The 20,924-nt window shown below is 57.3% G+C and carries 25 protein-coding genes; 15 read left to right on the top strand and 10 right to left on the bottom strand.

Annotation, left to right across the window (positions count from 1 at the left end; translation table 11 throughout):
• Positions 1-16: 16 nt before the first annotated feature.
• Complete coding sequence (locus ACTJK5_RS05590) at positions 17-178, top strand: entericidin A/B family lipoprotein (protein ID WP_062425379.1); 162 nt, start codon at positions 17-19, stop codon at positions 176-178.
• 203 nt (positions 179-381) lie between these two features.
• On the opposite strand, the gene ACTJK5_RS05585 is transcribed toward ACTJK5_RS05590, so the two are convergent.
• Entirely contained in the window at positions 382-1,119 is a 738-nt protein-coding gene (locus tag ACTJK5_RS05585; protein WP_112358397.1) for a ParA family protein, read from the bottom strand.
• Between the two features lie 235 nt (positions 1,120-1,354).
• Between ACTJK5_RS05585 and ACTJK5_RS05580 the strand changes: the two genes are divergently transcribed.
• Positions 1,355-2,110, top strand: coding sequence for a phosphodiester glycosidase family protein (locus tag ACTJK5_RS05580; protein ID WP_112358396.1), 756 nt, complete (start codon positions 1,355-1,357; stop codon positions 2,108-2,110).
• Here the strand turns inward: ACTJK5_RS05580 and ACTJK5_RS05575 are convergent.
• Entirely contained in the window at positions 2,105-2,458 is a 354-nt protein-coding gene (locus tag ACTJK5_RS05575) for a hypothetical protein (protein WP_112358394.1), read from the bottom strand. The genes ACTJK5_RS05580 and ACTJK5_RS05575 overlap by 6 nt on opposite strands.
• A 768-nt stretch (positions 2,459-3,226) precedes the next feature.
• Here ACTJK5_RS05575 and ACTJK5_RS05570 point away from each other — a divergent pair.
• Together ACTJK5_RS05570 and ACTJK5_RS05565 are read left to right on the top strand one after the other, a co-directional pair.
• Entirely contained in the window at positions 3,227-4,630 is a 1,404-nt protein-coding gene (locus ACTJK5_RS05570; protein ID WP_112358392.1) for an L-serine ammonia-lyase, read from the top strand.
• Between the two features lie 64 nt (positions 4,631-4,694).
• Positions 4,695-5,129: a DUF1489 family protein gene (locus tag ACTJK5_RS05565; RefSeq protein ID WP_112358390.1), complete on the top strand. Its 435-nt coding sequence runs from the start codon at positions 4,695-4,697 to the stop codon at positions 5,127-5,129.
• Between the two features lie 215 nt (positions 5,130-5,344).
• On the opposite strand, the gene ACTJK5_RS05560 is transcribed toward ACTJK5_RS05565, so the two are convergent.
• Entirely contained in the window at positions 5,345-5,956 is a 612-nt protein-coding gene (locus ACTJK5_RS05560) for a transglutaminase-like cysteine peptidase (RefSeq protein WP_440611974.1), read from the bottom strand.
• A gap of 242 nt (positions 5,957-6,198) precedes the next feature.
• Here ACTJK5_RS05560 and ACTJK5_RS05555 point away from each other — a divergent pair, with 242 nt between their 5' ends.
• Positions 6,199-6,372 (top strand): hypothetical protein, encoded by a 174-nt coding sequence (locus ACTJK5_RS05555; RefSeq protein WP_440611973.1) that lies wholly within the window; start codon positions 6,199-6,201, stop codon positions 6,370-6,372.
• A 211-nt stretch (positions 6,373-6,583) separates the two neighbouring features.
• On the opposite strand, the gene ACTJK5_RS05550 is transcribed toward ACTJK5_RS05555, so the two are convergent.
• Positions 6,584-7,189, bottom strand: coding sequence for a PilZ domain-containing protein (locus tag ACTJK5_RS05550; RefSeq protein WP_062425373.1), 606 nt, complete (start codon positions 7,187-7,189; stop codon positions 6,584-6,586).
• A gap of 310 nt (positions 7,190-7,499) precedes the next feature.
• Between ACTJK5_RS05550 and ACTJK5_RS05545 the strand changes: the two genes are divergently transcribed.
• Together ACTJK5_RS05545 and ACTJK5_RS05540 are read left to right on the top strand one after the other, a co-directional pair.
• Positions 7,500-8,264: a rhomboid family intramembrane serine protease gene (locus ACTJK5_RS05545; RefSeq protein ID WP_440611972.1), complete on the top strand. Its 765-nt coding sequence runs from the start codon at positions 7,500-7,502 to the stop codon at positions 8,262-8,264.
• A 129-nt stretch (positions 8,265-8,393) separates the two neighbouring features.
• Complete coding sequence (locus tag ACTJK5_RS05540; protein WP_062425371.1) at positions 8,394-8,828, top strand: CBS domain-containing protein; 435 nt, start codon at positions 8,394-8,396, stop codon at positions 8,826-8,828.
• Positions 8,829-8,887: 59 nt separating this feature from the next.
• Here the strand turns inward: ACTJK5_RS05540 and ACTJK5_RS05535 are convergent, their stop codons facing one another.
• From ACTJK5_RS05535 to folE, 3 genes are all read right to left on the bottom strand, one after another.
• Positions 8,888-9,838, bottom strand: a complete 951-nt coding sequence (locus tag ACTJK5_RS05535) for a patatin-like phospholipase family protein (protein WP_440611971.1) — start codon at positions 9,836-9,838, stop codon at positions 8,888-8,890.
• Positions 9,839-9,941: 103 nt separating this feature from the next.
• The gene (gene hisI / locus ACTJK5_RS05530; RefSeq protein ID WP_440611970.1) at positions 9,942-10,403 is read right to left on the bottom strand and encodes a phosphoribosyl-AMP cyclohydrolase; all 462 of its coding nucleotides are present in this window, start codon (positions 10,401-10,403) and stop codon (positions 9,942-9,944) included.
• Between the two features lie 32 nt (positions 10,404-10,435).
• Positions 10,436-11,062, bottom strand: a complete 627-nt coding sequence (gene folE / locus ACTJK5_RS05525) for a GTP cyclohydrolase I FolE (RefSeq protein ID WP_062425368.1) — start codon at positions 11,060-11,062, stop codon at positions 10,436-10,438.
• Between the two features lie 273 nt (positions 11,063-11,335).
• Between folE and ACTJK5_RS05520 the strand changes: the two genes are divergently transcribed.
• From ACTJK5_RS05520 to thrS, 4 genes are all read left to right on the top strand, one after another.
• Entirely contained in the window at positions 11,336-11,782 is a 447-nt protein-coding gene (locus tag ACTJK5_RS05520) for an iron-sulfur cluster assembly scaffold protein (protein WP_440611969.1), read from the top strand.
• A 4-nt stretch (positions 11,783-11,786) separates the two neighbouring features.
• Positions 11,787-12,149 carry a membrane protein insertion efficiency factor YidD gene (gene yidD, locus ACTJK5_RS05515; RefSeq protein WP_113260634.1) on the top strand — a complete coding sequence of 121 codons (363 nt, stop codon included), beginning with the start codon at positions 11,787-11,789 and terminating at the stop codon, positions 12,147-12,149.
• Between the two features lie 9 nt (positions 12,150-12,158).
• Positions 12,159-12,593, top strand: coding sequence for a DUF2267 domain-containing protein (locus ACTJK5_RS05510; protein WP_113260633.1), 435 nt, complete (start codon positions 12,159-12,161; stop codon positions 12,591-12,593).
• 109 nt (positions 12,594-12,702) lie between these two features.
• Positions 12,703-14,712: a threonine--tRNA ligase gene (thrS, locus tag ACTJK5_RS05505; protein WP_062425364.1), complete on the top strand. Its 2,010-nt coding sequence runs from the start codon at positions 12,703-12,705 to the stop codon at positions 14,710-14,712.
• A gap of 98 nt (positions 14,713-14,810) precedes the next feature.
• Here the strand turns inward: thrS and ACTJK5_RS05500 are convergent, their stop codons facing one another.
• On the bottom strand, positions 14,811-15,791 hold the full coding sequence (locus ACTJK5_RS05500) for a hypothetical protein (RefSeq protein ID WP_062598365.1): 981 nt from the start codon (positions 15,789-15,791) through the stop codon (positions 14,811-14,813).
• 108 nt (positions 15,792-15,899) lie between these two features.
• Between ACTJK5_RS05500 and ACTJK5_RS05495 the strand changes: the two genes are divergently transcribed.
• The 3 genes from ACTJK5_RS05495 to ACTJK5_RS05485 all read left to right on the top strand — a co-directional run bounded on the left by ACTJK5_RS05495 (position 15,900) and on the right by ACTJK5_RS05485 (position 18,372).
• Positions 15,900-16,481 carry a nitroreductase family protein gene (locus tag ACTJK5_RS05495; RefSeq protein WP_440611968.1) on the top strand — a complete coding sequence of 194 codons (582 nt, stop codon included), beginning with the start codon at positions 15,900-15,902 and terminating at the stop codon, positions 16,479-16,481.
• Positions 16,481-17,086, top strand: a complete 606-nt coding sequence (locus ACTJK5_RS05490; RefSeq protein WP_440611967.1) for a flavin reductase family protein — start codon at positions 16,481-16,483, stop codon at positions 17,084-17,086. Before ACTJK5_RS05495 ends, ACTJK5_RS05490 begins: the two co-directional genes overlap by 1 nt.
• A gap of 149 nt (positions 17,087-17,235) precedes the next feature.
• Positions 17,236-18,372, top strand: a complete 1,137-nt coding sequence (locus tag ACTJK5_RS05485) for a DUF2336 domain-containing protein (RefSeq protein ID WP_062598367.1) — start codon at positions 17,236-17,238, stop codon at positions 18,370-18,372.
• Between the two features lie 154 nt (positions 18,373-18,526).
• Here the strand turns inward: ACTJK5_RS05485 and ACTJK5_RS05480 are convergent, their stop codons facing one another.
• On the bottom strand, positions 18,527-18,925 hold the full coding sequence (locus ACTJK5_RS05480) for a hypothetical protein (protein ID WP_440611966.1): 399 nt from the start codon (positions 18,923-18,925) through the stop codon (positions 18,527-18,529).
• A 101-nt stretch (positions 18,926-19,026) separates the two neighbouring features.
• Between ACTJK5_RS05480 and ACTJK5_RS05475 the strand changes: the two genes are divergently transcribed.
• Positions 19,027-19,482, top strand: coding sequence for a GNAT family N-acetyltransferase (locus ACTJK5_RS05475; RefSeq protein WP_440611965.1), 456 nt, complete (start codon positions 19,027-19,029; stop codon positions 19,480-19,482).
• Positions 19,483-19,491: 9 nt separating this feature from the next.
• Here the strand turns inward: ACTJK5_RS05475 and ACTJK5_RS05470 are convergent, their stop codons facing one another.
• Positions 19,492-20,706, bottom strand: a complete 1,215-nt coding sequence (locus tag ACTJK5_RS05470) for an AI-2E family transporter (RefSeq protein ID WP_062437529.1) — start codon at positions 20,704-20,706, stop codon at positions 19,492-19,494.
• Positions 20,707-20,924 lie beyond the last annotated feature (218 nt).

Raw genomic sequence — 20,924 nt, 5'->3', positions numbered from 1 at the left:
AGGGGAGTTTTGAAATATGACGACACGTGCACTCGCAACCGTTGCTGCCATTCTCGTTACGGTCGCTAGCCTTAGCTCTTGCGGCAACACAATTCGCGGCGTCGGCCGTGACACAGCGAATGCCGTGGATGCAACGCAGGATGCAGGACGCAGCGTGGACCGCGCAGCGCGCCGTTGACACGATCATGGCACCGCCGCGTGCCTTAGGTTGACGAAAATGATGAAGCCGACGAGCAATCGTCGGCTTTTATGTTTTCAACAAGTACCAAGCTGGCTTTTCAAGCGTGTCGCGATCTTTCAGATTCGCTCCTCACGCTTTCGATTCCTGTATTGTCGCATGTCGTTATCGCAAGACCGCTTCGCGCTCTTGCGCGACTTACTTTAGGCCGCTTTCTTAGCCGGCTTCGGAGCGACGGCCTTTGCACCCGCAGCCTTGGCGGATTTGGCCGCAGCGGTCTTTGCAGGAACGATGCTTAGGACGTCGAGAGCAAGCGCCTGCGCATTCTCACACGCCTTGTCGAGGTTGCTGACGCGCTCGGGATCCATCATGTGCGGGGCACCGCCGGTCACGAACATATCGCGATAGGCAGCACGTTCTACCAAAGGCGTTCCCATCACGTGCACCATCTTCTCCGCCAGCAAAGACTTCACAGCCTGCATGGAGCGGGTGGTGATGATTGGGCTGATGCGCGTCAGAATGACCGAATGCGGAATATGGATGTCACAACGATCGGCGAGGTCCTTCAGAAGACCGAGAACTTCGGCGCCGCCCACAGCATCCATGGCGCAGCCCTGAACAGGAATAAGCACGTGGTTGGCGAAACCGATGGCCTTCGCCATAAGCGGTGACCGCCCGCCGGGAAGATCGACGATAACATAACCGCCGCGCTTCTTGCTGCCCTTGATATGGCCTTCGATGGTATCATCGCTCACGTCCGAAATGACCGAAAGGTTTTTCTGGGCTTTCGTCAGCCCGTACCACCTGGACGTCCACTGTTGCGGATCCGCATCCAGCAACGTGACGCGGTGTCCCAGTCGCGCAAGCTCGCTGGCAATGATGACGGCAGCCGTCGTTTTTCCAGCTCCGCCTTTGGTATTTGCAAATGTAATGACTGGCACTGTCTGAACCCCTGATCTTGTGTTCGAGCCGTATCATCGCCCGCAATCGACAACCGCTTTCTCATAAAACGGAACGTGTTTTCTTATTTGATCGTAGTGCTGCGGCCTCAATTCAGGCGGAAAGTCCATCTGGAAAGAAGGTGGCCTCGTCTCAGATCTTTTGAATCTTGCTTATGCGGCGCACCGGCGCCCACCCAATAGAAACGATGATTCTTTACTTCCGCCAAGGGGAAATATGCGCCGCTTTGTAATATATTTTTTGTCATTGCTTTTCGCAACACAAGTACGCGGTAGTGAATTACCTTCCTACTGTCTCAGAATGGAACACGCCGGCGCGGCTTATACGGTTTGCAGCTTTGACCCGAGCAAAGCCGATATCCGGCTTTTTAGCCATGACGACGTCACGGGCGCCTCCTATGGCGGCTTTGCTGCATTGTCGTCGGCCCTGTGGCGGCAGCATCAATTCATCGTCTTCGCCATGAATGGCGGCATGTACCACCGCGATCTCTCGCCAGTCGGGCTCTACATAGACAACAAGATCGAGAAGACGCCGATCAGCACTGCCGGGGGCTGGGGTAATTTCCACATGCAGCCGAATGGCGTTTTCTTCATTGCCGACGGCAAAGCCGGCGTGCGCGAAACCAGCGCTTACCTGAATGCCAATCTCAAACCCGATCTTGCCACGCAATCAGGCCCGATGCTCGTCATCGATGGAAAACTCCATCCGCGCTTCCTTGCCGACAGCGACAGTTTCAAACGCCGAAACGGCGTCGGCGTCTCATCCGACGGCATCGTTCATTTCGTCATCTCGGAAGACCCTGTGCGCTTCTATGATTTCGCCACGCTGTTCCGCGACAGATTGAAGACCGATAACGCTCTCTATCTGGATGGCACGATCTCCAGCGTCGATATTCCCGCGGCGGGCAGGCGCGATAGTCTTTTCCCTATGGGGCCGATCATCGCTGTCGTGGAACGGGTACCGGACTTATAGAGGTGACTTGGGGTAGGCTTTTTCAAGCCCGCCGGATTTGGCGAGCCCGCTTTTAAACGCATTATAGGCGGGGTGCTGGCTGCTCTTGGCAACCTCGTGGAGGCGGATCTGCAGGCGGGCAGGGGCATTGTCACCAAACCATCTGCCGCACTTTTCCAGCTTCAGAGCATTCAGAAAGCGCGACTGAGATTCCTTGTCTAAAAAGACGAGAAGGCCTTCCAGCAGCGCTTCGTCCTGCTGTGGATTTTCTAAGAGAAGTCGCAACCAGGCCTGGTCGTCTGCGCTCAGCGTCGAAATCTTCGAGGCCACGGTATCCCGGTCTGGAAAGGCTGATGACGCGCTCTGCATGATTCCCCGCTCTGCTTGAGTGTCCTTCCGGTAGTGCAGAGATAGATGCTTTTCAAGCGGTCTTTGCGACCTCGTGCAGTGCGCCAAGCCTAGCACCTCTTCAACGACAGATCAGCTTCCAAAGTAAGGCGTGTCTTGCAGTATTTACACTCGTGTCCGAATTGAGGTCACAAAGCTGACAGCACCTCGCTGGCCATCGTCTCTTAAGCGTTTGTTTTTTCATATACCTATGCGCTGGACGTATGGCAGGTCACAGGATTCGCCTTGGTTTAGCCTCTTTTTGCATTTGCGTTCGTCATACATTTTTAATAAATGGTTGCGCCACGGGACGCGCTGCAAGAGCCGCCCGAAGAGTGAACACGCTGGAGTCATCATGGAAGAAACCGCTCAGAAATCCTGCTGGGGTGTTACGTTACGCGCACTTGCAGGCTTCGCTGCTTTTCTCGCATTGACCTATCTTTTTGGTACACCGTAAGCATCTCACTTTTTAAAAAGTTTTTTCGCAAAACAGCGCGGCCTCTCCCAAGAGCCGCGTTGTTTTCGTCTGGCGATACCGCTTGAGCGCCGTGTGTTCCTTTGGACGCACAGAGGACGCTTCATCGTTCTAGACTCCACGCGTCGCGCTTTCCCGAAATCGGTCCCGATTTCGCGTCGATGCTGTCGTTGCCACAGCGCTACCGACACAGTTTTGGCCGCTTTTTGATATGGCTCGTGCCGTGCGCTTCCGATAGAGTCGCACCAATAGGTCTATACATAGGGCACCCCAGAATGTTTCTTTCCGTCTTCGACGTGTTCAAAATCGGCATCGGACCTTCTAGCTCCCACACAATGGGACCCATGTCGGCTGCCAACCGCTTTCTTGAACTGATCCTGTCGGATGACTGGCCCAGGCCTTCAGGCGCAGCAGTATCTGCCATCAAGGTCAGCCTGCACGGCTCGCTTGCCTTCACGGGCATCGGCCATGGATCGGGCAAGGCTGTTGTCTTGGGCCTGACGGGCGAGAAGCCGGATCAGGTCGATCCGGATGCCATGGACGGGATTATCGCTGAGGTAGAGCTCACGGGCCTTGTGAAGCCGGCAGGTCATCCGTCCTACGCCTTTCGTCCGAACGAAGATCTCGTATTCGACAAGAAGAACCCGCTTCCCGGCCACGCCAATGGCATGACCTTCTCCGCCTATGACAATCAGGGCAGGATGCTTTTGAAGCGCATCTATTACTCCGTCGGCGGCGGCTTCGTTGTCACGGACACCGAACTCGACGCCATGCGCCAGCGCGGAAAGACGGTCGATAACGGTCCCAAGGTGCCTTATCCCTTTGCCACCGCAAAAGAGATGTTGGACATGGCAGCGCGCTCTGGCCGCACCATTGCCCAGATGAAGCGCGCCAATGAAGAGACGGTTATGAGCCGCGATGTGCTGAATAGCCGGCTTGACCAAATCTGGGATGCCATGAACGGCTGTATCGAGCGCGGCCTGAAAGGCGAAGGCATCATGCCGGGCGGGCTCAAGGTCCGCCGCCGCGCGCGCTCTATCCACGACAAACTGAACGCCGAATGGCGCAGCAACCGGCTGAACCCGGTTCTCGCCAACGACTGGCTGAGCGTTTACGCCATGGCGGTGAACGAAGAAAACGCAGTCGGCGGTCGTGTCGTGACCGCTCCGACCAATGGAGCGGCAGGTGTCGTGCCCGCCACCGTTCGCTATTTCCGCCACTTCCACGAGGATGCCTCGGTCGACGACGTTCGTGACTTCCTGCTGACGGCAGCGGCGATCGGCGGGATCATCAAGCACAATGCGTCGATTTCCGGCGCAGAAGTGGGCTGTCAGGGGGAGGTGGGCTCCGCGGCGGCTATGGCGGCGGCGGGTCTTGCTGCGGTGATGGGCGGCTCGCCCGCACAGGTGGAAAATGCTGCTGAGATCGCGCTTGAGCACCATCTTGGCATGACATGCGATCCGGTTGCTGGTCTGGTGCAGGTGCCCTGCATCGAACGCAACGCGCTTGGCGCAGTGAAAGCCGTGACGGCTGCCTCGCTCGCGTTGAAGGGGGATGGAGAACATTTTGTGCCGCTCGACGCCTGTATCGAAACCATGCGCCAGACCGGCAATGACATGAGCGAGAAATACAAGGAAACCTCCACCGGCGGCCTCGCCGTCAATGTCGTGGAATGTTGATATTTGATGGCGCTATTGTTTGACGGGCGCTTGACGCGTCCGTCGAAACGGCATTGATAGCGCCATGGCTCTACATCTGATCAAGCTTTGCGTCGGCGCGGATTCCATTGACGATCTGCGCGAATGGGTGTCCCAACGTTCGCTAACCGCTATGGCGGCTGGCCTGGAACCGCACAGCGTCCACACTACTCGCATGATCCCGAAGCGCATGGAAGAGTTGCTCGACGGTGGCTCTCTCTATTGGGTGATCAAGGGACAGGTACAGGCGCGCCAAAAGCTTCTCGATATTCGCTCCTTTACCGGTGGCGATGGCATCACGCGGTGTGATCTGGTTTTGGGACCGGAAGTCATCGAGACTTCGCCTGCGCCAAAGCGTCCCTTCCAGGGCTGGCGTTATCTTAAAGATGAGGAAGCCCCGCGCGATCTGGGCGGCTCAGGCCTTGCGGACGACATGCCCTCCGATCTCCGACGGGAACTTGCGGAACTCGGACTTCTTTAGCACGACCCTCGCAGTTCTTAAGCGCCGGCACATGTCAAAATAGAAAAACCGGCTCCGGGGGCAACGGAACCGGTTCTGCGGCAGGATCGACACGGGGTAGAGCGACCTGCCTAAACCTTGGAAGCACTTGCAACGAACGTCGCTGCCGTCACAATTTCTGCTTCTTGAACTGCGCCGGGCTGCGGGGAGGCGTTCCGGCGCTCAGTCCCTTGCAATCAGTTCTTGATCCCGGCGACGGCGCTGACGTTGCGGCCATCCTGAACCTTGACCCAGCGGCCTGGATTGTTCGAATCCTGGCGCTTGAGATAGGTGTATTCGGTATCCGACCAGTCCATGACCTTGTTGCGGAGGTTGTCGAGAATAAGGTCGCCGCGGTCGGTCCGCACCGTCAGCACCGCATGGCCCGAGCCATTCGGCTGCAGCACGACGGTGATCAACAGGTTGGAGGCAGAGATGCCTTTGTTCATCAGCATCTTGCGCTTCAAGAGCACGAAGTCTTCACAGTCGCCTGCTGTTGTTGGATAGGCCCAGCGCTCCTCCACGCCGTAAATCTCCATATCGGTCGCTGGAGTGATGGTGGTGTTGACCGTGTAGTTCACGTCCAGCATCATCTTCCAGGTTTCTTCCGTCAACCGAAGCGGGCCCATATCGGCCGAGGTTGGCTGGCATTCGCTCTGGTAGGTCTGGCAGAATTCGTAATGCCCAATCGGAGGATTGGCCTTTCCGATGATGCGCATTGCTGCTCCTGGCGATGCTTCTGCCTGCGAGGCGAATGCGCCAATTGCCAGCGCTGCGATGATCAGTCCCAAACGGCTGTGTTTTTTCATTTCTTGTCTCCCCGTTGTGAGGAGGACAATGCCAGCGACACTTTGATCGCATGCAAAAAAGCGCGCTCAAATTCGAGCTTAAATTAAGCAAAAACAACGGCTTATTTGATTCGAATTTGAATGGAATTTGAATAGAATTTTATCGATCCGATTAGCTCATCAGTCGACCGAAGGCTGCAAACCGCCCACATTCCGGCACCCTGTGAATGAAGCAGGGTTAACGGGCAGGGTGATTTCAGCCAGTGTTGATCAACACTCAACCATTCGTTCACTTTGTTTTGGAGGTGAAAGCGCGCTCAAAACGGCTGAAAGCGGCGAAAATTCCTGTTATGATTGCAGAAAAAATCGTCCTTCAACCGTCTTTTTCTGCGCTTTTTTCTGAAATTTCTTTTGAATCCCGCTTTGGAACAGGCTGATCTCAGCCTCTGGGAGGTCTTTGGCCGAGCAAGGTCACGTTGCCTGAAGGGAGTTGGACCAATAAATCGTGCTAAGGCTCGCGCCTCACGAGATGCTGACAGCCTGTCACACTGATGTGCAAGATCTGCAGCGGAAACTGCCGGCCGAAAGGCAATAAAAAACCGGCGAACGCTTAGCGTCGCCGGTCGTGAAACTCGATGGTGAAAAGTGTCAGAGAAACTCGATCAGGGCGTCCTTGGACTGAACACTGTCGAACTCGATCGCAACGCCTTCCATGAAGTGGCGAACGATGCGCCCACCCATATTGCCGAGGCGGACGGTGGTGCCGAGCGCTGGCCGAGGTTCGATCTCGATAGCGGCACCGGAGAGTGAAAGGTCGATGATGCGGCAGCCCACTGTATTGCCGTCATTCAGCAGAAGCGAGGCATTTGGGTTGCGCGGAGTGAGACGATCATGCCGCCGGTCCTCAGGCAGGCCGAGCGCCTGGCGCTTTGCAATCCACGCCAGTTGAGCGGCGAGTTTCTCGCGCTTGCGTTCTGTCGCCGCAATAGCGATCGAAAAACCGTCGCCAGTGAGATGCGTGACCTTGCCTTCGACGCGACCGATATGCTGCAGATAGATGATGATCCGGTCATTCCGGTTCGGTCTGGCAAAGCACGTCAGCCGCGCACTTTCCGCCGTCATTTCTGTGGCAGTACAGTCAAACTCATCTTCAGTCGGTAACATAAGACGTCCGGAAAGACCAACGGTAACCGGCGGTTCGGCGGTGTCGACTGACTTCGAAACGTGGGCGTGTGCGAGATGTGATGAAAACATGGCCTGCGCTATGTTGCATGAAGAAAAGGACAAGCCCTATTTACTACGCGCGGGTTAACAGACTGTTTTGTCGTACAGCAATATTTGAGGAGAATTACGCGATATCAGCGAAAGCTTCTGCTCCACTGTCTCATTGTGAAGCAAAACTGTTGTAGGCGGAAAATATGCCGGTTTTCATCGTCTCGTTGGCGGGTCGAGCGATTTTGAAAAAGAGCCTTATCGACCGTGTTGGCATCTCGCGGCTGCTTTTATTTGGTCGACCCTTCCTATATGGCTGAAACTGGGTCGAACGATATGAAATGGAAATGAAATGACGCATCATGACGGCGGTGAATTGCAAGAGCCGCGAGACGATCGCCCCCCGCCGCAGAAGCAACCGATGTTCAACCTTCCCTTTATCATCGTCGCTGTCCTTGGCTTCATGATCGCCATCCAGGTCGGTTCGGCCTACCTGATGTCGGATACGACTTATGAAGCCTTCCTCTTCACCTTCGGCTTCATCCCGGCGCGCTATACCATTCCCCTGGCGCAGCAGGGCCTGGAATGGCTCTGGACGCCAGTGACCTATTCCTTCCTGCATGGTGGTGTTGAGCACATCCTGTTCAACGGGCTGTGGCTGATGGCGTTTGGTGCGCCTGTGGCGCGCCGCATCGGCACGACACGATTTATTCTCTTCTGGATAATTTCGTCGGCGATTTCCGCGTTCGGTCATGCGGCGCTTGATTGGAGCAGCATCACGGTTCTGATTGGTGCGTCCGGCGTCGTCTCAGCCCTGATGGGTGCAGCTTGCCGCTTCGCCTTTCCGCCCCGCGGGCAGCGTTATCATCCTTCCTTCGGCCACCTTCTCCCGCGCCAGGGAATTGTCCAGGCGCTGACCAATAAAACGGTTTTGATCTTCACGATCGCGTGGCTCGCGGGTAATGCGCTGATTGCCGTGGGCTTCCCGCTATTCGGTGATGTCGGCGGGGAAGTGGCGTGGGACGCTCACATCTTCGGCTTCTTCTTCGGCTTCCTTTTCTTCGGCCTGTTCGATCCCAAAGTCGCCTCGGGAGAGAATGCTGCCTCAATCGATTGAAGTTTGATCGAACCTCAAATCCTGTTGCTTTCCCTTTCGAGGGAGCGCAAAAATTTGAAGACGGTGCTTCGTTCTCAGGGAGGAGACTTGGGTGCGATAGCCGGGCTGCAACGGACAAGGGAGGTACGCATGCCGATTTTTGTAAAGGAAATTCTCGATATCAAGGGTAGGGAGGTCGTGACGGTCGATCCCGGCATGTCGATTGCCGATGCTGCCGTGACGCTCTATGAGCATCGGATTGGTGCTGTTGTCGTGACCGACCATATGGACGCAGTCCTGGGCATCTTTACAGAGCGCGATCTTGTGCGTGCCGTGGCCGCCAAAGGCTCCGCAGCCTTGGAGACCAGGGTCTCCGACGTGATGACCAAGAGTGTGACCCGCTGCAACGAGGAAACCACGACAGACGATCTGATGGAGATCATGACGGGCGGCAGGTTCCGTCATTTGCCGGTAGAGACCAATGGGCGTTTGGCGGGTATCATTTCCATCGGTGACGTGGTCAAGGCCCGCATCAGCGAGATCGAGACGGAAGCCGAGCACATCAAGGCCTATATTGCCGGCTGATCGGCGGTCCGCCTTGAGCAGGTAGAAGGAGGGCAGGCCCCCAGCCTGCCTTCACGCTATCAGGGTTGAAACACCTGCTGCATGCGCTTCAATTCCGGAATTCTAGACCGTGTTTCCTCATAGCCCTGGTCGATTGCCTCGGCCGCCCGGTGAAATTCCGAGAGGCCGATATGGCTGATGCGAGGATGCAGCGTGAGATCCGGCGGATCACCCGCCAATCTTGCGCGCGAAATTCGGTCCTGAATGATGTTGAAGGCCTGAACCATCACACCTGGCAGCCCCATGCGCGAGGTAGCCTTGATCGGCGTTTCGGCTTCGCTTTTGCTGCCGGCACCCGCACCGTGCTTGACCACGGCCGAGCGACCGAAAATATCGTAGTTGAGGTTTACCGCAACGACCAGAGCCTGCTCATAGGCGCGGCAAACCGACACCGGTACCGGATTGACAAGAGCCCCATCGATCAGCGTTCTGCCGTTGCAGCGCACGGGCTCGAAAATGCCGGGCAGGGCATAGGACGAGCGCAGCGCCGTGATCAGATTGCCCTGGTGAACCCAAACCTCGTGGCCAGTGCGCAGTTCGGTCGCAACCGCGATGAACGGATGCTCGAGATCTTCGATGTTGAGACCTTCAAGATGCTCCTGCATGCGCTTGGTTAGACGCATGCCGCCGAACAGGCCGCTACCGCCAATCGTCAGGTCCAAAAGTCCGGCAATGCGGCGCATCGTCAGCGAGCGGGCAAACTCTTCCAGCTCGTCGAGCTTGCCTGCGAGATAGCAGCCGCCGACGAGCGCGCCGATCGACGTCCCAGCAATCATGCCGATCTTCACTCCGGCTTCGTCAAGCGCCCTTAGGACGCCAATATGCGCCCAGCCACGAGCAGCACCTCCGCCAAGCGCCAGAGCGATGCGGTTCGGTGGGAGCTGCGGTTTGGGTGCGGGCGCGATTTTCTCCAGGGTGCCGAGTGTCGTTGCGGACGATGAATTATCGCGGTTCATTCCCCATCCAAGCATTCGACGCCTCCCACTTGCATATCTCGAGAACCGTGAGTCTCCTCAAGGCTTCGTCGCATGATCGTAGCAAAAGGCAAAGAAATCGAAAAGATTGAGCTCTTCATCAAGGCGAAGAGGATGAGCCATAGGTGGTTTCGGGGTCGAAATGCCGCGTGTCGTCGGTGATGGTATTAACCGCTTTGCCGTCTTCCATCGTCACGGTGCGATAGAAGCAAGAACGGCGGCCGGTGTGGCAGGTGGCGTCATGTCCGGCGACGGAGACTTTGAGCCACACGGCATCCTGGTCGCAATCGGTGCGAAACTCACGAACCGTCTGGAGATTGCCGGAGGTTTCCCCCTTTTTCCAGATTTTGCCTCGCGAGCGGCTGTAGTAGTGGGCAATGCCCGTTTCAAGCGTGAGCTTCAGCGCCTCCGCATTCATATGCGCCACCATCAGCAACTCACCGTCCTTGATGTCGGTGACGACTGCAGTAACGAGACCGTTCGCGTCGAACTTCGGCGTGAACGGCCCAGATGCTTCCAGCGCCGTCTTGTCGGATGGCGCGACCGGGAAAATGGCGGACATGAGATCCCCTGGGTGAGAGGGAGGCAGCCGGTTCAGCGGCTGCGCACCATGGACATGAAGCGGGCCTGCTCGGCAGGGTCCTTCTTGAACGCGCCGGTGAAACTCGTCGTCAACGTCGTCGAGCCCTGCTTTTGCACACCGCGCATGGACATGCACATATGTTCGGCGTCGATCATCACGGCGACGCCGCGTGGCTTCAACGTGGTTTCGATAGCGGAGGCGATCTGCGCCGTCATCGTTTCCTGGGTCTGCAGGCGACGACCGAAGATCTCGACGACGCGAGCGATCTTGGACAGGCCGAGAACGCGTCCATTCGGCAGATAGGCGACATGCGCCTTGCCGATGATCGGCACCATATGGTGTTCGCAATGGGAGAAGAACGGAATATCGCGCACGAGAATGATGTCGTCATAGCCGCCGACCTCTTCGAAGAAGGTGCCGAGGACGTCCTTGGCATCAAGGTCATAGCCGGAGAAGAGTTCACGATAGGCTTTGGCCACGCGCTTCGGTGTATCGAGCAGACCTTCACGGGTTGGATCGTCGCCAGCCCAACTCAGAAGGACGCGCACGGCATCCTCGGCTTCAGCCTGCGTTGGCCGTGCCTTTGTCACATCGTCCGTCGCGCCTGCGCCAGGAAAATTCTTCACGATTGCATCCATTTTTTATCTCCCGGTATGGTTCAAGGCCACACCTGAACACGCCCTGCAACGACGCTTGCGCGCCACGTTGCTGCTATCTGGTTGTTTTTCTGATTTTTGGCAAGAGTTTGCGCGTCTCGCCTCCATTATTTTATCAAACCTTGATGTACGGTTAATGAGTTAACATATTACGGTGGCCAAATGCAGGAAAGCTTTTCCCAGAGCGACACATCGTTTAGAAAATAATGACAGCGCTAGAACCTCACGCCCGCGCCTTTACCTGGAATATCGACCATGGACGACATCTATAATAACCGCATCCTGGAATTCGCCGGCAATATTCCGCTCGCTGGCGGCATGGTGGATGCCGATGCGCAAGCGGAGAAGCACTCCAAGCTCTGCGGTTCCAAGGTCAAGGTCTACATCAAGATGGATGGCGACCAGGTCTGCGACTTCTCGCACGAAGTGCGCGCATGTGCGCTCGGTCAGGCATCCTCCTCGATCATGGCGCATCATGTGGTGGGCGCCAGCCGGGCAGAAATCCGCAAGGCGCGCCAGGACATGATCGACATGCTGACGGCGAACGGCGAGGGGCCTGAGGGACGCTTCGAGGATATGCGGGTGCTAAAGCCGGTCAAGGATTACAAGGCCCGCCACGCCTCCACTCTCCTCACCTTCGAGGCGGTCTGTGATTGCCTGGATCAGTTGGAGGCGAAGCAGCCTCTGTCCGCAGCGAGTTGATCTCATGTGCGGACAACCCGGTTGTCATCATAAATCGGACAAGCCTGTAAGCCGCTCCCGCAATTGGGCTGGCCCGTTTAGAAAGACCCCGGGCAGGCTACTCGGCATGGGCCTTGTTCGGCTCTATCAACTGACGCTTTCCGGCTTTATCGGAAATTCTTGCCGTCACATTCCGACCTGTTCGGAATATGGATATGAAGCGATTGCCCGTCACGGCCTGTGGTCTGGCGGTTGGCTGAGCCTGTTTCGCGTCGCACGTTGCGGACCGGGTGGAACGAGCGGATATGATGGTGTGCCAGAAAGTCTCCGATCGGTCCGGTCCTGGCAGCTCTGGAAACTCTGGACTGTCGGAAAACACAAAGGGTGACGCTGGTTTATGACGGTACCCCAGGAATACATTCAGGCATCGCGAGATTTTGAAGTTGTCCTTGTCGATATTCGCGACAAAGCCTTGGTCAGCACGACGCACCGTGCCTTCACGACACTTGAGGCGGTGCTTCGTGTTTTCCGGCGGCGTCTCACGGCAGATCAAAGCCTGGCGTTCGCCGGGTTGCTGAAAACGGGCGTGCGAGCGCTTTTCGTCGCTGACTGGACGATGGACGAGCCCGTCGTTCCTTTCGCCACGATGTCCAAAATGCAAGAGGAGGTCATGTCGTTCAGGCGAGACCATAATCTTTCACCAGACACAGCTATCCAAGATGTGACGGAAGCGTTGCGTCTCCACATGGACGAGGAGAAGTTGAAGAGCTTTCTCAAATCCGTTTCACCGGATGCACTCTCTTTCTGGGGTTTTTCGACCGAAATTGAATAGACTTTACTGAACAGGCAAATTTCAGTATCCACGCGCTGCATTGTCAGTCCTTTCGGCTGACCGTTACCCCACCCGCATTCGTTGGCGGGACTGGACAGGAGAATTCAAAGTGTCAGACGCCGTTTCCCTTACATTTCCAGATGGCTCCGTTCGTCAGTATCCCGCGGGTACGACCGGACGTGATGTTGCCGAATCCATTTCCAAGTCGCTTGCAAAGAAGGCCGTCGCCATCGCGCTGGACGGTCAATTGCGCGACCTTTCCGATACGATTGCCAATGGCGCAATCGAGATCGTCACCCGTGATGACAAGCGTGCGCTTGAGCTTATCCGCCACGATGCCGCTCACGTCATGGCCGAAGCCGTGCAGGAACTGTGGCCCGGCACGCAGGTGACGATCGGTCCTGTGATCGAAAACGGCTTCTATTACGACTTCGCCAAGAACGAGCCTTTCACCCCGGACGATCTGCCGAAGATCGAAAAGAAGATGAAAGAGATCATCGGCCGTTCGAAGCCCTTTACGCGCGAAATCTGGTCGCGAGAGAAGGCCAAGCAAGTCTTTGCCGCCAAGGGCGAGAACTACAAGGTCGAGCTCGTCGATGCGATTCCTGAAGGTCAGGATCTCAAGATCTATTATCAGGGCGACTGGTTCGACCTTTGCCGCGGCCCGCACATGGCCAATACGGGGCAGATCGGTACGGCCTTCAAGCTGATGAAGGTTGCCGGTGCATATTGGCGTGGTGATAGCAATAACCCCATGCTGACGCGCATCTACGGCACGGCCTGGGCCACGCAGGAACAGCTGGATCAGTATCTGCACATCCTGGCGGAAGCCGAGAAGCGCGACCACCGCCGCCTTGGCCGCGAAATGGACCTGTTTCATTTCCAGGAAGAAGGCCCGGGCGTGGTGTTCTGGCACGGCAAGGGCTGGCGCATGTTCCAGACCCTGACTGCCTATATGCGCCGCCATTTGGAAGGCACCTATCAGGAAGTGAACGCACCGCAGGTTCTGGACGCTTCGCTCTGGGAGACCTCCGGTCACTGGGGCTGGTACCAGGAAAACATGTTCGCGGTAAAATCCGCCTATGCCTTCACCCATCCGGAGGACAAGGAAGCGGACAATCGCGTCTTCGCCCTGAAGCCGATGAACTGCCCCGGTCACGTTCAGATCTTCAAGCATGGGTTGAAGTCTTACCGAGAACTGCCTGTTCGACTTGCAGAGTTCGGTACTGTCCACCGCTATGAAGCGTCGGGTGCTCTGCACGGCTTGATGCGCGTTCGTGGCTTTACCCAGGACGACGCCCACGTCTTTTGCACTGAAGAGCAGATGGCAGCGGAATGCCTGCGCATCAACGATCTGATCCTGTCGGTCTATCAGGATTTCGGCTTCGACGAGATTGTGGTCAAGCTGTCCACGCGCCCTGAAAAGCGCGTCGGTTCGGACGACCTTTGGGATCGCGCCGAGAGCGTGATGACCGAGGTCTTGAAGACCATCGAGGATCAATCTGGCGGACGTATCAAGACCGGCATTCTGCCGGGCGAGGGCGCTTTCTACGGTCCGAAGTTCGAATACACCCTGAAGGATGCGATCGGCCGCGAATGGCAGTGCGGCACCACCCAGGTGGACTTCAATCTGCCGGAGCGGTTCGGTGCCTTCTATATCGACCAGGCGTCTGAAAAGCGTCAGCCGGTGATGATCCACCGCGCGATCTGTGGTTCGATGGAACGCTTCCTGGGCATTCTGATCGAGAACTTCGCTGGCCACATGCCGTTGTGGTTCGCGCCACTTCAGGTTGTCGTTGCCACGATTACCTCGGATGCCGACGATTATGGTCGTGAAGTCGCTGAAGCGCTTCGGGAGGCCGGTCTCTCGGTGGAAACCGATTTTCGCAACGAGAAGATCAACTACAAGATCCGCGAGCACTCGGTCACCAAGGTTCCGGTCATCGTCGTCTGCGGCAAGAAGGAAGCCGAAGAACGCACGGTCAACATCCGCCGCCTCGGTTCGCAGGCCCAGACCTCGTTTGCTCTGGATGAGGCGATTGCCAATCTGGTTGACGAGGCGACGCCGCCTGACGTCAAGCGCAAGCGCGCTGCAAAGGCGAAAGCCAAGCTTGCTTGATCTCAAAGAAAACGGCGCCTTCGGGCGCCGTTTTCATAAGATGCTGCTGTGGGGCTTGTTGGGGACTACCGCAGCGGAGCGGATCTGTGGGGAGACGGCTATTCGAAATCGCCCGTCGCGTCTTCCGGTGCCTGGTCCTTCATCAGCACTTCGACATCGGAATCCTGTCCGGCCTTCACCCTGAAATTGCGCTGGTACACCTTGTCCTTGTTACGGGCGATCGCGGTGTACTCGCCATCGGCCAGCACCATGGTGGAAAAGGCGCTGACGCTCTCATTCACCACGTCGCCGGCGCCCGTCAGCACAGACCAGGCCGTATCGGCGATCGCCTCGCCGCCATGCTCGGAGACGAGTTTCAGCGTCACTTGTGCCGCATGGTGCTGCAGCGTTGCTTCGGTCAGCTTGCCGGCCTCAACCTGGATATCGGCGCGAACCACCGCATTGACCGACCCGTATTCCGATACGACATGGTAGGTTCCGGCATTGAGACGGACGATGGTGTTCGGCTTCACATCCGTCATGACCAGCTTCCGCTCTCCGTTTTCGGAGGCTTCAGAGGCGTAGATGGAAAACTTCAACTGATTGGCCGAAATGGTCTTGTCGTTGCCGGCAACGGCATTGAGGACGAAGCCACCAGCATCGAGAATGAGAACCTGCTTGTCGATCTTGCCGGTTTCCGGAACGCTGAGCTTCTTGGTGACGCCGGCGCGACCGAAGGCGACGTTGACGAAGTAATCTCCCGGCTCGAGGTGAAACTCGGCTGAACCGCCTTCAGAGCTCGCCAGCATCGGCAGCTTGCCATCGGCGCCCGGAATAGGGCTGAAGACCCGCCAGGCCAGCCCCTCCATCATCGGCTCCCCCTGCTGGGTCAGCTTTGCTTCCAGCACGATATCACGGGATTTGGCTGGCTCCGGCTCGCTGGGCGAGGGAACGGAGAAAGCGTTCAGCTTCGGCATTTTAGGCGTGCCGCCAAGCTGTTTGAATTCCTTGAAGGCATCCTGCGAGATGGCAATACCGGGTAGCGCGCTAGCCGAGACGAGCGCGATGCACAGACCTGCTCCGATTTTGGTAAACGTCATTTCTCTCGACCGGATTGACTTCTTGTTTTTGTGGGACCACTTCAATCCGAACCGCAAGGCTATTTCAAGGCCTGTCTTTACATTGCATGCGAATGGAACGGTGCGACCATGACAACTGACATCAAGCTCATCGACTATCTGAATGTACGACGCTCGACCCCCGCGCCGCAATTGACGGAGCCGGGCCCGAGCCGTGAAGAGCTCGAGGAGATTCTTCGCCTGACGGTCCGCGTTCCAGACCATGGCAAGATTGCACCCTGGCGCTTCATCGTGATCCGAGGCGAAGAAAGGGTGAGATTGGGCGAAGCCGCATTGGCACTTGCGCTGAAAAAGAACCCTGACTTGAGCGCCGATTTCCTATCGGTGGAAAGAACCCGCTTCACCAGAGCACCGGTCGTCATCGCCGTGGTCAGCAAGGCTGGTCCTCACGTGAAAATCCCCGAATGGGAACAGGTGATGTCGGCAGGCGCCGTATGCCTCAACCTGCTGATGGCATCGAACGCGCTTGGTTATGCTGCCAACTGGCTGACGGAATGGGTGTCCTACGATCCTGAGTTTTTGCCTGAGTTGGGCGTGAAGGATGGAGAGAAGGTGGCTGGGCTTATCTACATCGGATCGACGACATTCCCGCCTGTCGAGCGTCCGCGCCCGGAACTGACCGACGTTGTGACCTGGGTCGGTGAAGCGTGATGTTCTACACCACAGACACGAACCAGCATGGCATGGCGCACGATCCCTTCAAGGCGGTCGTCGCGCCGCGACCCATTGGTTGGATCGGTTCCAAGGGGAGCGATGGAACGCTGAATCTTGCCCCTTATTCTTTCTTCAACGCCATCGCGGACAAGCCCAAACTGGTGATGTTCTCATCGAGCGGACAAAAGGACAGCCTGCGCAATGTTCGCGAAAGCGGTGTCTTCACCGCAAGCCTCGTAAGCCGCCATCTCGTAGACCGGATGAACGCCTCGTCGGCACCTGTCGATTACGCCGTCAACGAGTTTGCACTGGCTGGCCTGACCGCACGTGCGGGCGAGGTGGTCGATGCGCCCTATGTGGCGGAGGCTCTTGCCGCGCTGGAGTGCCGTGTCACGCAGATCGTGCAGCCGCAGGATATCGACGGCAAGGCGGCCGACTCCTGGGTGGTCTTCGGGCAGGTGATGGGCATTCATATCGATGAATCGATTATCCGCGATGGCCGGATCGATATGGGCCTTGCGCGGCCGGTAGCCCGGATGGGCTATATGGACTACGCCGACGGCGGCGCGGATGTCTTCCAGCTGGCCCGCCCGAAGGCCTAATAGCCTCCATTTACGCCATGGTTAAGGAGCATGGTGAACCAATCGTAAACCTTTTCCCCCTAGGTTTCACCCATGGGAGGTGATCGCCGGCTCGGTAGCGAGTCGCGATAACCTCCGCGGGGTCATAAGAACATTTCTTGGGGTGCAGGGTGGTCGTAGAGGCATTTCTCAGCTGGACGGATAAGGCGCGTGCTGGCGATAGAGCCAAGGCTGCGAAGGCCTTGGGGGCAGCCTATGTCACCTCATCCTTGCCCAAAGACAAACAGGCAGGCGCCTATATGGCGATGTCCTACCTTCTGGACGATCCATCGCCCAAAGTCCGTCAGGCGCTTGCAGACGCGCTTGCCTGCTCTGACGATGCTCCTCGTCCTATCATTATCGCACTGGCTGAAGACCAGGCCGAGATTGCCTGTCCGGTGATTATCAATTCCCCGGTGCTTCGGGAATCGGATCTTGTGGATCTGATCGGCCGAGGATCGTCGACCACAAGAGCGCTGATTGCGGCACGTGCTGATCTGAGCGCCGGCGTTTGCGCCGCCATGGCGGAAATCGGCAGCGAATGTGAAGTGATGATCATGCTGGAAAACCTTTCAGCCCAGATCACACCCTTCACACTGCGGCGTGTCTCTGAGCGTTTCGGAGAAGAGTCCGAAATCCGCAATCTCCTGCTGGATCGCAACGATCTCCCCGCCGATGTGCGCCACACCCTGGTCCTTCTGGTTGGAGAGGCGCTGGCCTCTGCTGGAATCGTGGGTCAGGTCATCACCGTGGCACGCGCTCGTCAGATCGTTCAGGATGCGTCGGACGCAGCCGTTACGCTCATTGCCGGCGAGGCGTCCGGTCAGGAAAGATCATATCTGGTCGAGCATCTGCGCCAGCACCGACAGCTGACGCCTTCCTTTCTTCTGCATCTTCTTTGCACCGGAAAGCTCGACTTCTTCTCCGAGGCTATGTCCAACCTCTCCGGGCTTGAGGAGCGACGTGTGCGCTCGATCCTTGCAACAGGCAGAAACCATGCGGTCAAGGCGCTCTATCAATCGACCGGTCTCTCCGGCCGCGCCCTTGAGGTTTTTATCGAGGCGACTCGTCTGTGGCGACAGGCGGCCGAGATGCCATATGGTGGAGCGGTGCAGCGGGTCGCCGAAAGGCTCCTCGAGACGTTCTCAAATACTGAGAGCGATGCAAGCGTCTACGAAATGATGTCGATGATTGAAAAGCTTCTGATCGTCGACCAACGTCAGAGAGCACGCTCCTTCGCCGAGGAACTGATCGCCGAGGCCGCCTGATCTTCGGAACAGGCAGCTACGACGCTTAAAGCGTGTCGCGATCTTTCGGATTCGCTTATTGGCTCTATGTCCTCGTTTCATCGCATGTGGTTATCGCAAAACCGCGCCACGCGTTTGTGCGACATGCTTTAGTCCCACGGACGCGTGGCAAGCCTTACTTGGATAGGCGTCTGGCAATCCAGGAATAGCTGTCTTCGACCATGCGCACCGGTTTACCCAGAACCTCCCTTACACCTTCCGTCGAGGGAAGGATTTTTCGTACGCGGCCAATTGCTCGCTGCGCAAGGTTCTCCTCCTCTTGCTCCTCGGTTTGCGGCGTTTGCTTTGGAGTATCCTGCCCGGTCGTTGCCTGCTCGACGGGAGCGTCCGGCATCTGACACACGGCAACGACGACCGGATAAGAGACATTGGTGAATTGGCCGAGCTGCTTTTCCGACTCGGCGTCGCAGAGTTCAACGCTCGTCCAACGCTGTTGCATTGTCGCGATGTAGCGGCAATCGGATGCCGTGTCGTCGCAGCCGAGGATTGTCATCAAGACGATCGCGGTTCGCATTTCACTTTTCTCCGGACGAAAGAGCTGGTTTACTCAGCGTGTCATTCAATATGATTGCAGTCTTATTGCGGCTGAAGCCGCTCAATTTTTATGGAAATAGCATGCCAGTTGAAATCAATCCGGAATCACCCCGTCAGCCAGAAATCGCCCGCCTCATGGATTTATCGAATGCCTATATGGCCTCGCTTTATCCCGCCGAAAGCAACCACCTCGTCGATCTCGAGGTGCTTGAAAAGCCCACTGTCTCATTCCTGGTCGCGCGAAATGACGGAGCCATTGTCGGTTGTTGTGCGCTGGTGGAGGCTGGAGACGGCACGGCGGAGATCAAGCGCATGTTCGTCGATCCCGAAGCGAGAGGTCTTCAGATCGGCAAACGTATGATGACGGCGCTGATCGAACGCGCACAGGCGCTCAAGCTTTCAGCCATTCGCCTCGAAACCGGCATCAGTCAGCCGGAGGCGATCGGCCTTTATCGCAAGGCCGGATTTGTCGAGATCGAGCCATTCCCGCCTTACAAGCCGGATCCGCTCAGCATGTTCATGGAACTTCGTCTTTAAGCGGCGCGCCTAAACGGAGCTGGCGGCCTTCCGCGGCCTTGGAGGTTCCTCCACCAGCTCTATCTCCTCCTCAAGAACGTCGTGGACGATCACGGGTTCGCCCGCCGATATTTCGGCTTCGCGCACCCATTCGCGCCAGACGGCAACCAGCAGCGCCATCAGCACGGGACCGATGAAGAGACCAAGGAAACCCATGGTCTTCACGCCGCCGACAAGGCCGAAGAAGGTTGGCAGGAAAGGAAGCTTGATGGGGCCGCCAACAAGGCGCGGACGGATCGTCTTGTCGACGATGAAGAGTTCGACCGAGCCCCAGATGAAGAGGCCGATACCAGCCGCGGGCGAGCCGCTTGCGAGGAGATAGAGCGAGACCAGCGTGAAGGAAAGCGGCGCACCACCTGGGATGAGCGCCATGACGCCGGTCAACACACCAAGCGTGACCGGGGAGGGGACGCCGGCAATCCAGTAGGCGATACCGAGAATGATGCCTTCGCCGATAGCGATCAGCGTCATGCCTGTCACAGTGGAGCTGATTGTCGCAGGAACGACGCGCGAGATGCGCTCCCAGCGGTTTGGCAGGATGCGTTCGCCAACAAGGTCAACCTGGCGGGCAAAGCCCACACCATTGCGATAGACGAAAAACAGCGCAATCAGCATGAAGAGCAGCGTCAGGACAAGGTGGAATGCTCCGTTACCTGCCGCCACGATCGCGCGATAGATGTTGCCGATATTGGCGCCGCTGACGAGCTGGATCACTTCGCCGATGGCGCCAGGGGTTCCGACATAGCGTGTCCACTGTTCGCTCATCCAGACGCCGACACCCGGAAGCGCTGCAATCCACTGTGGAACGGGCGCGCCCGTCTTGTTGACCTCGACGGCCCAGCCGAACCATTCGCGAATCTCACCGGCCGTATAGGACGCAGCAATCACGATCGGCACGATGAGGAAGGTGATGATCAGCAGGATTGCGACCGTCGCCCCGATCGTATTGTTGCCGCCCACACGGGTCAGCAGGCGCCGATAGATCGGCCAGCTTGCAAAGCCGATGACGAGAGCGGCAAGAACCGGAACGAGAAAGCCGTAGAAGAAGTAGATCCCGGCTGCGACAATCAAAAGCAGAAGCCAGCGCGCCGCCGAAATAGAGGGGACCAAGGCAATGCGGGCGTGGGTAGCAGCACCCAGCCACCGGGGTTCTCCATCCGGATGATGATTGTCGGCTTTATTCACTCTAGTCTCTTTCGCATTCCCGGAGCAGCGGGTCACACTGTCACAGGTGAGATATGGGGTGCAATCTATTCCCCCGTTATTTCGCTTTTATGTTGTCGCAAAACATATTGAACGAATTTGGTAAAAATTGAGCAACAAGCTTGGACTTCTGACATGAATGTGAGAATGAACAGGCACTTTTACAACCTCTGAGGTTTCCTGCTCCGTTCTGGGCTATT

This window comes from Agrobacterium sp. 22094 (assembly GCF_052046015.1).
Classification (GTDB): Bacteria; Pseudomonadota; Alphaproteobacteria; order Rhizobiales; family Rhizobiaceae; genus Agrobacterium; species Agrobacterium cavarae.
Note: the sequence above shows the minus strand (reverse complement) of the source record. Positions and strands in the feature narration are given on the sequence as shown.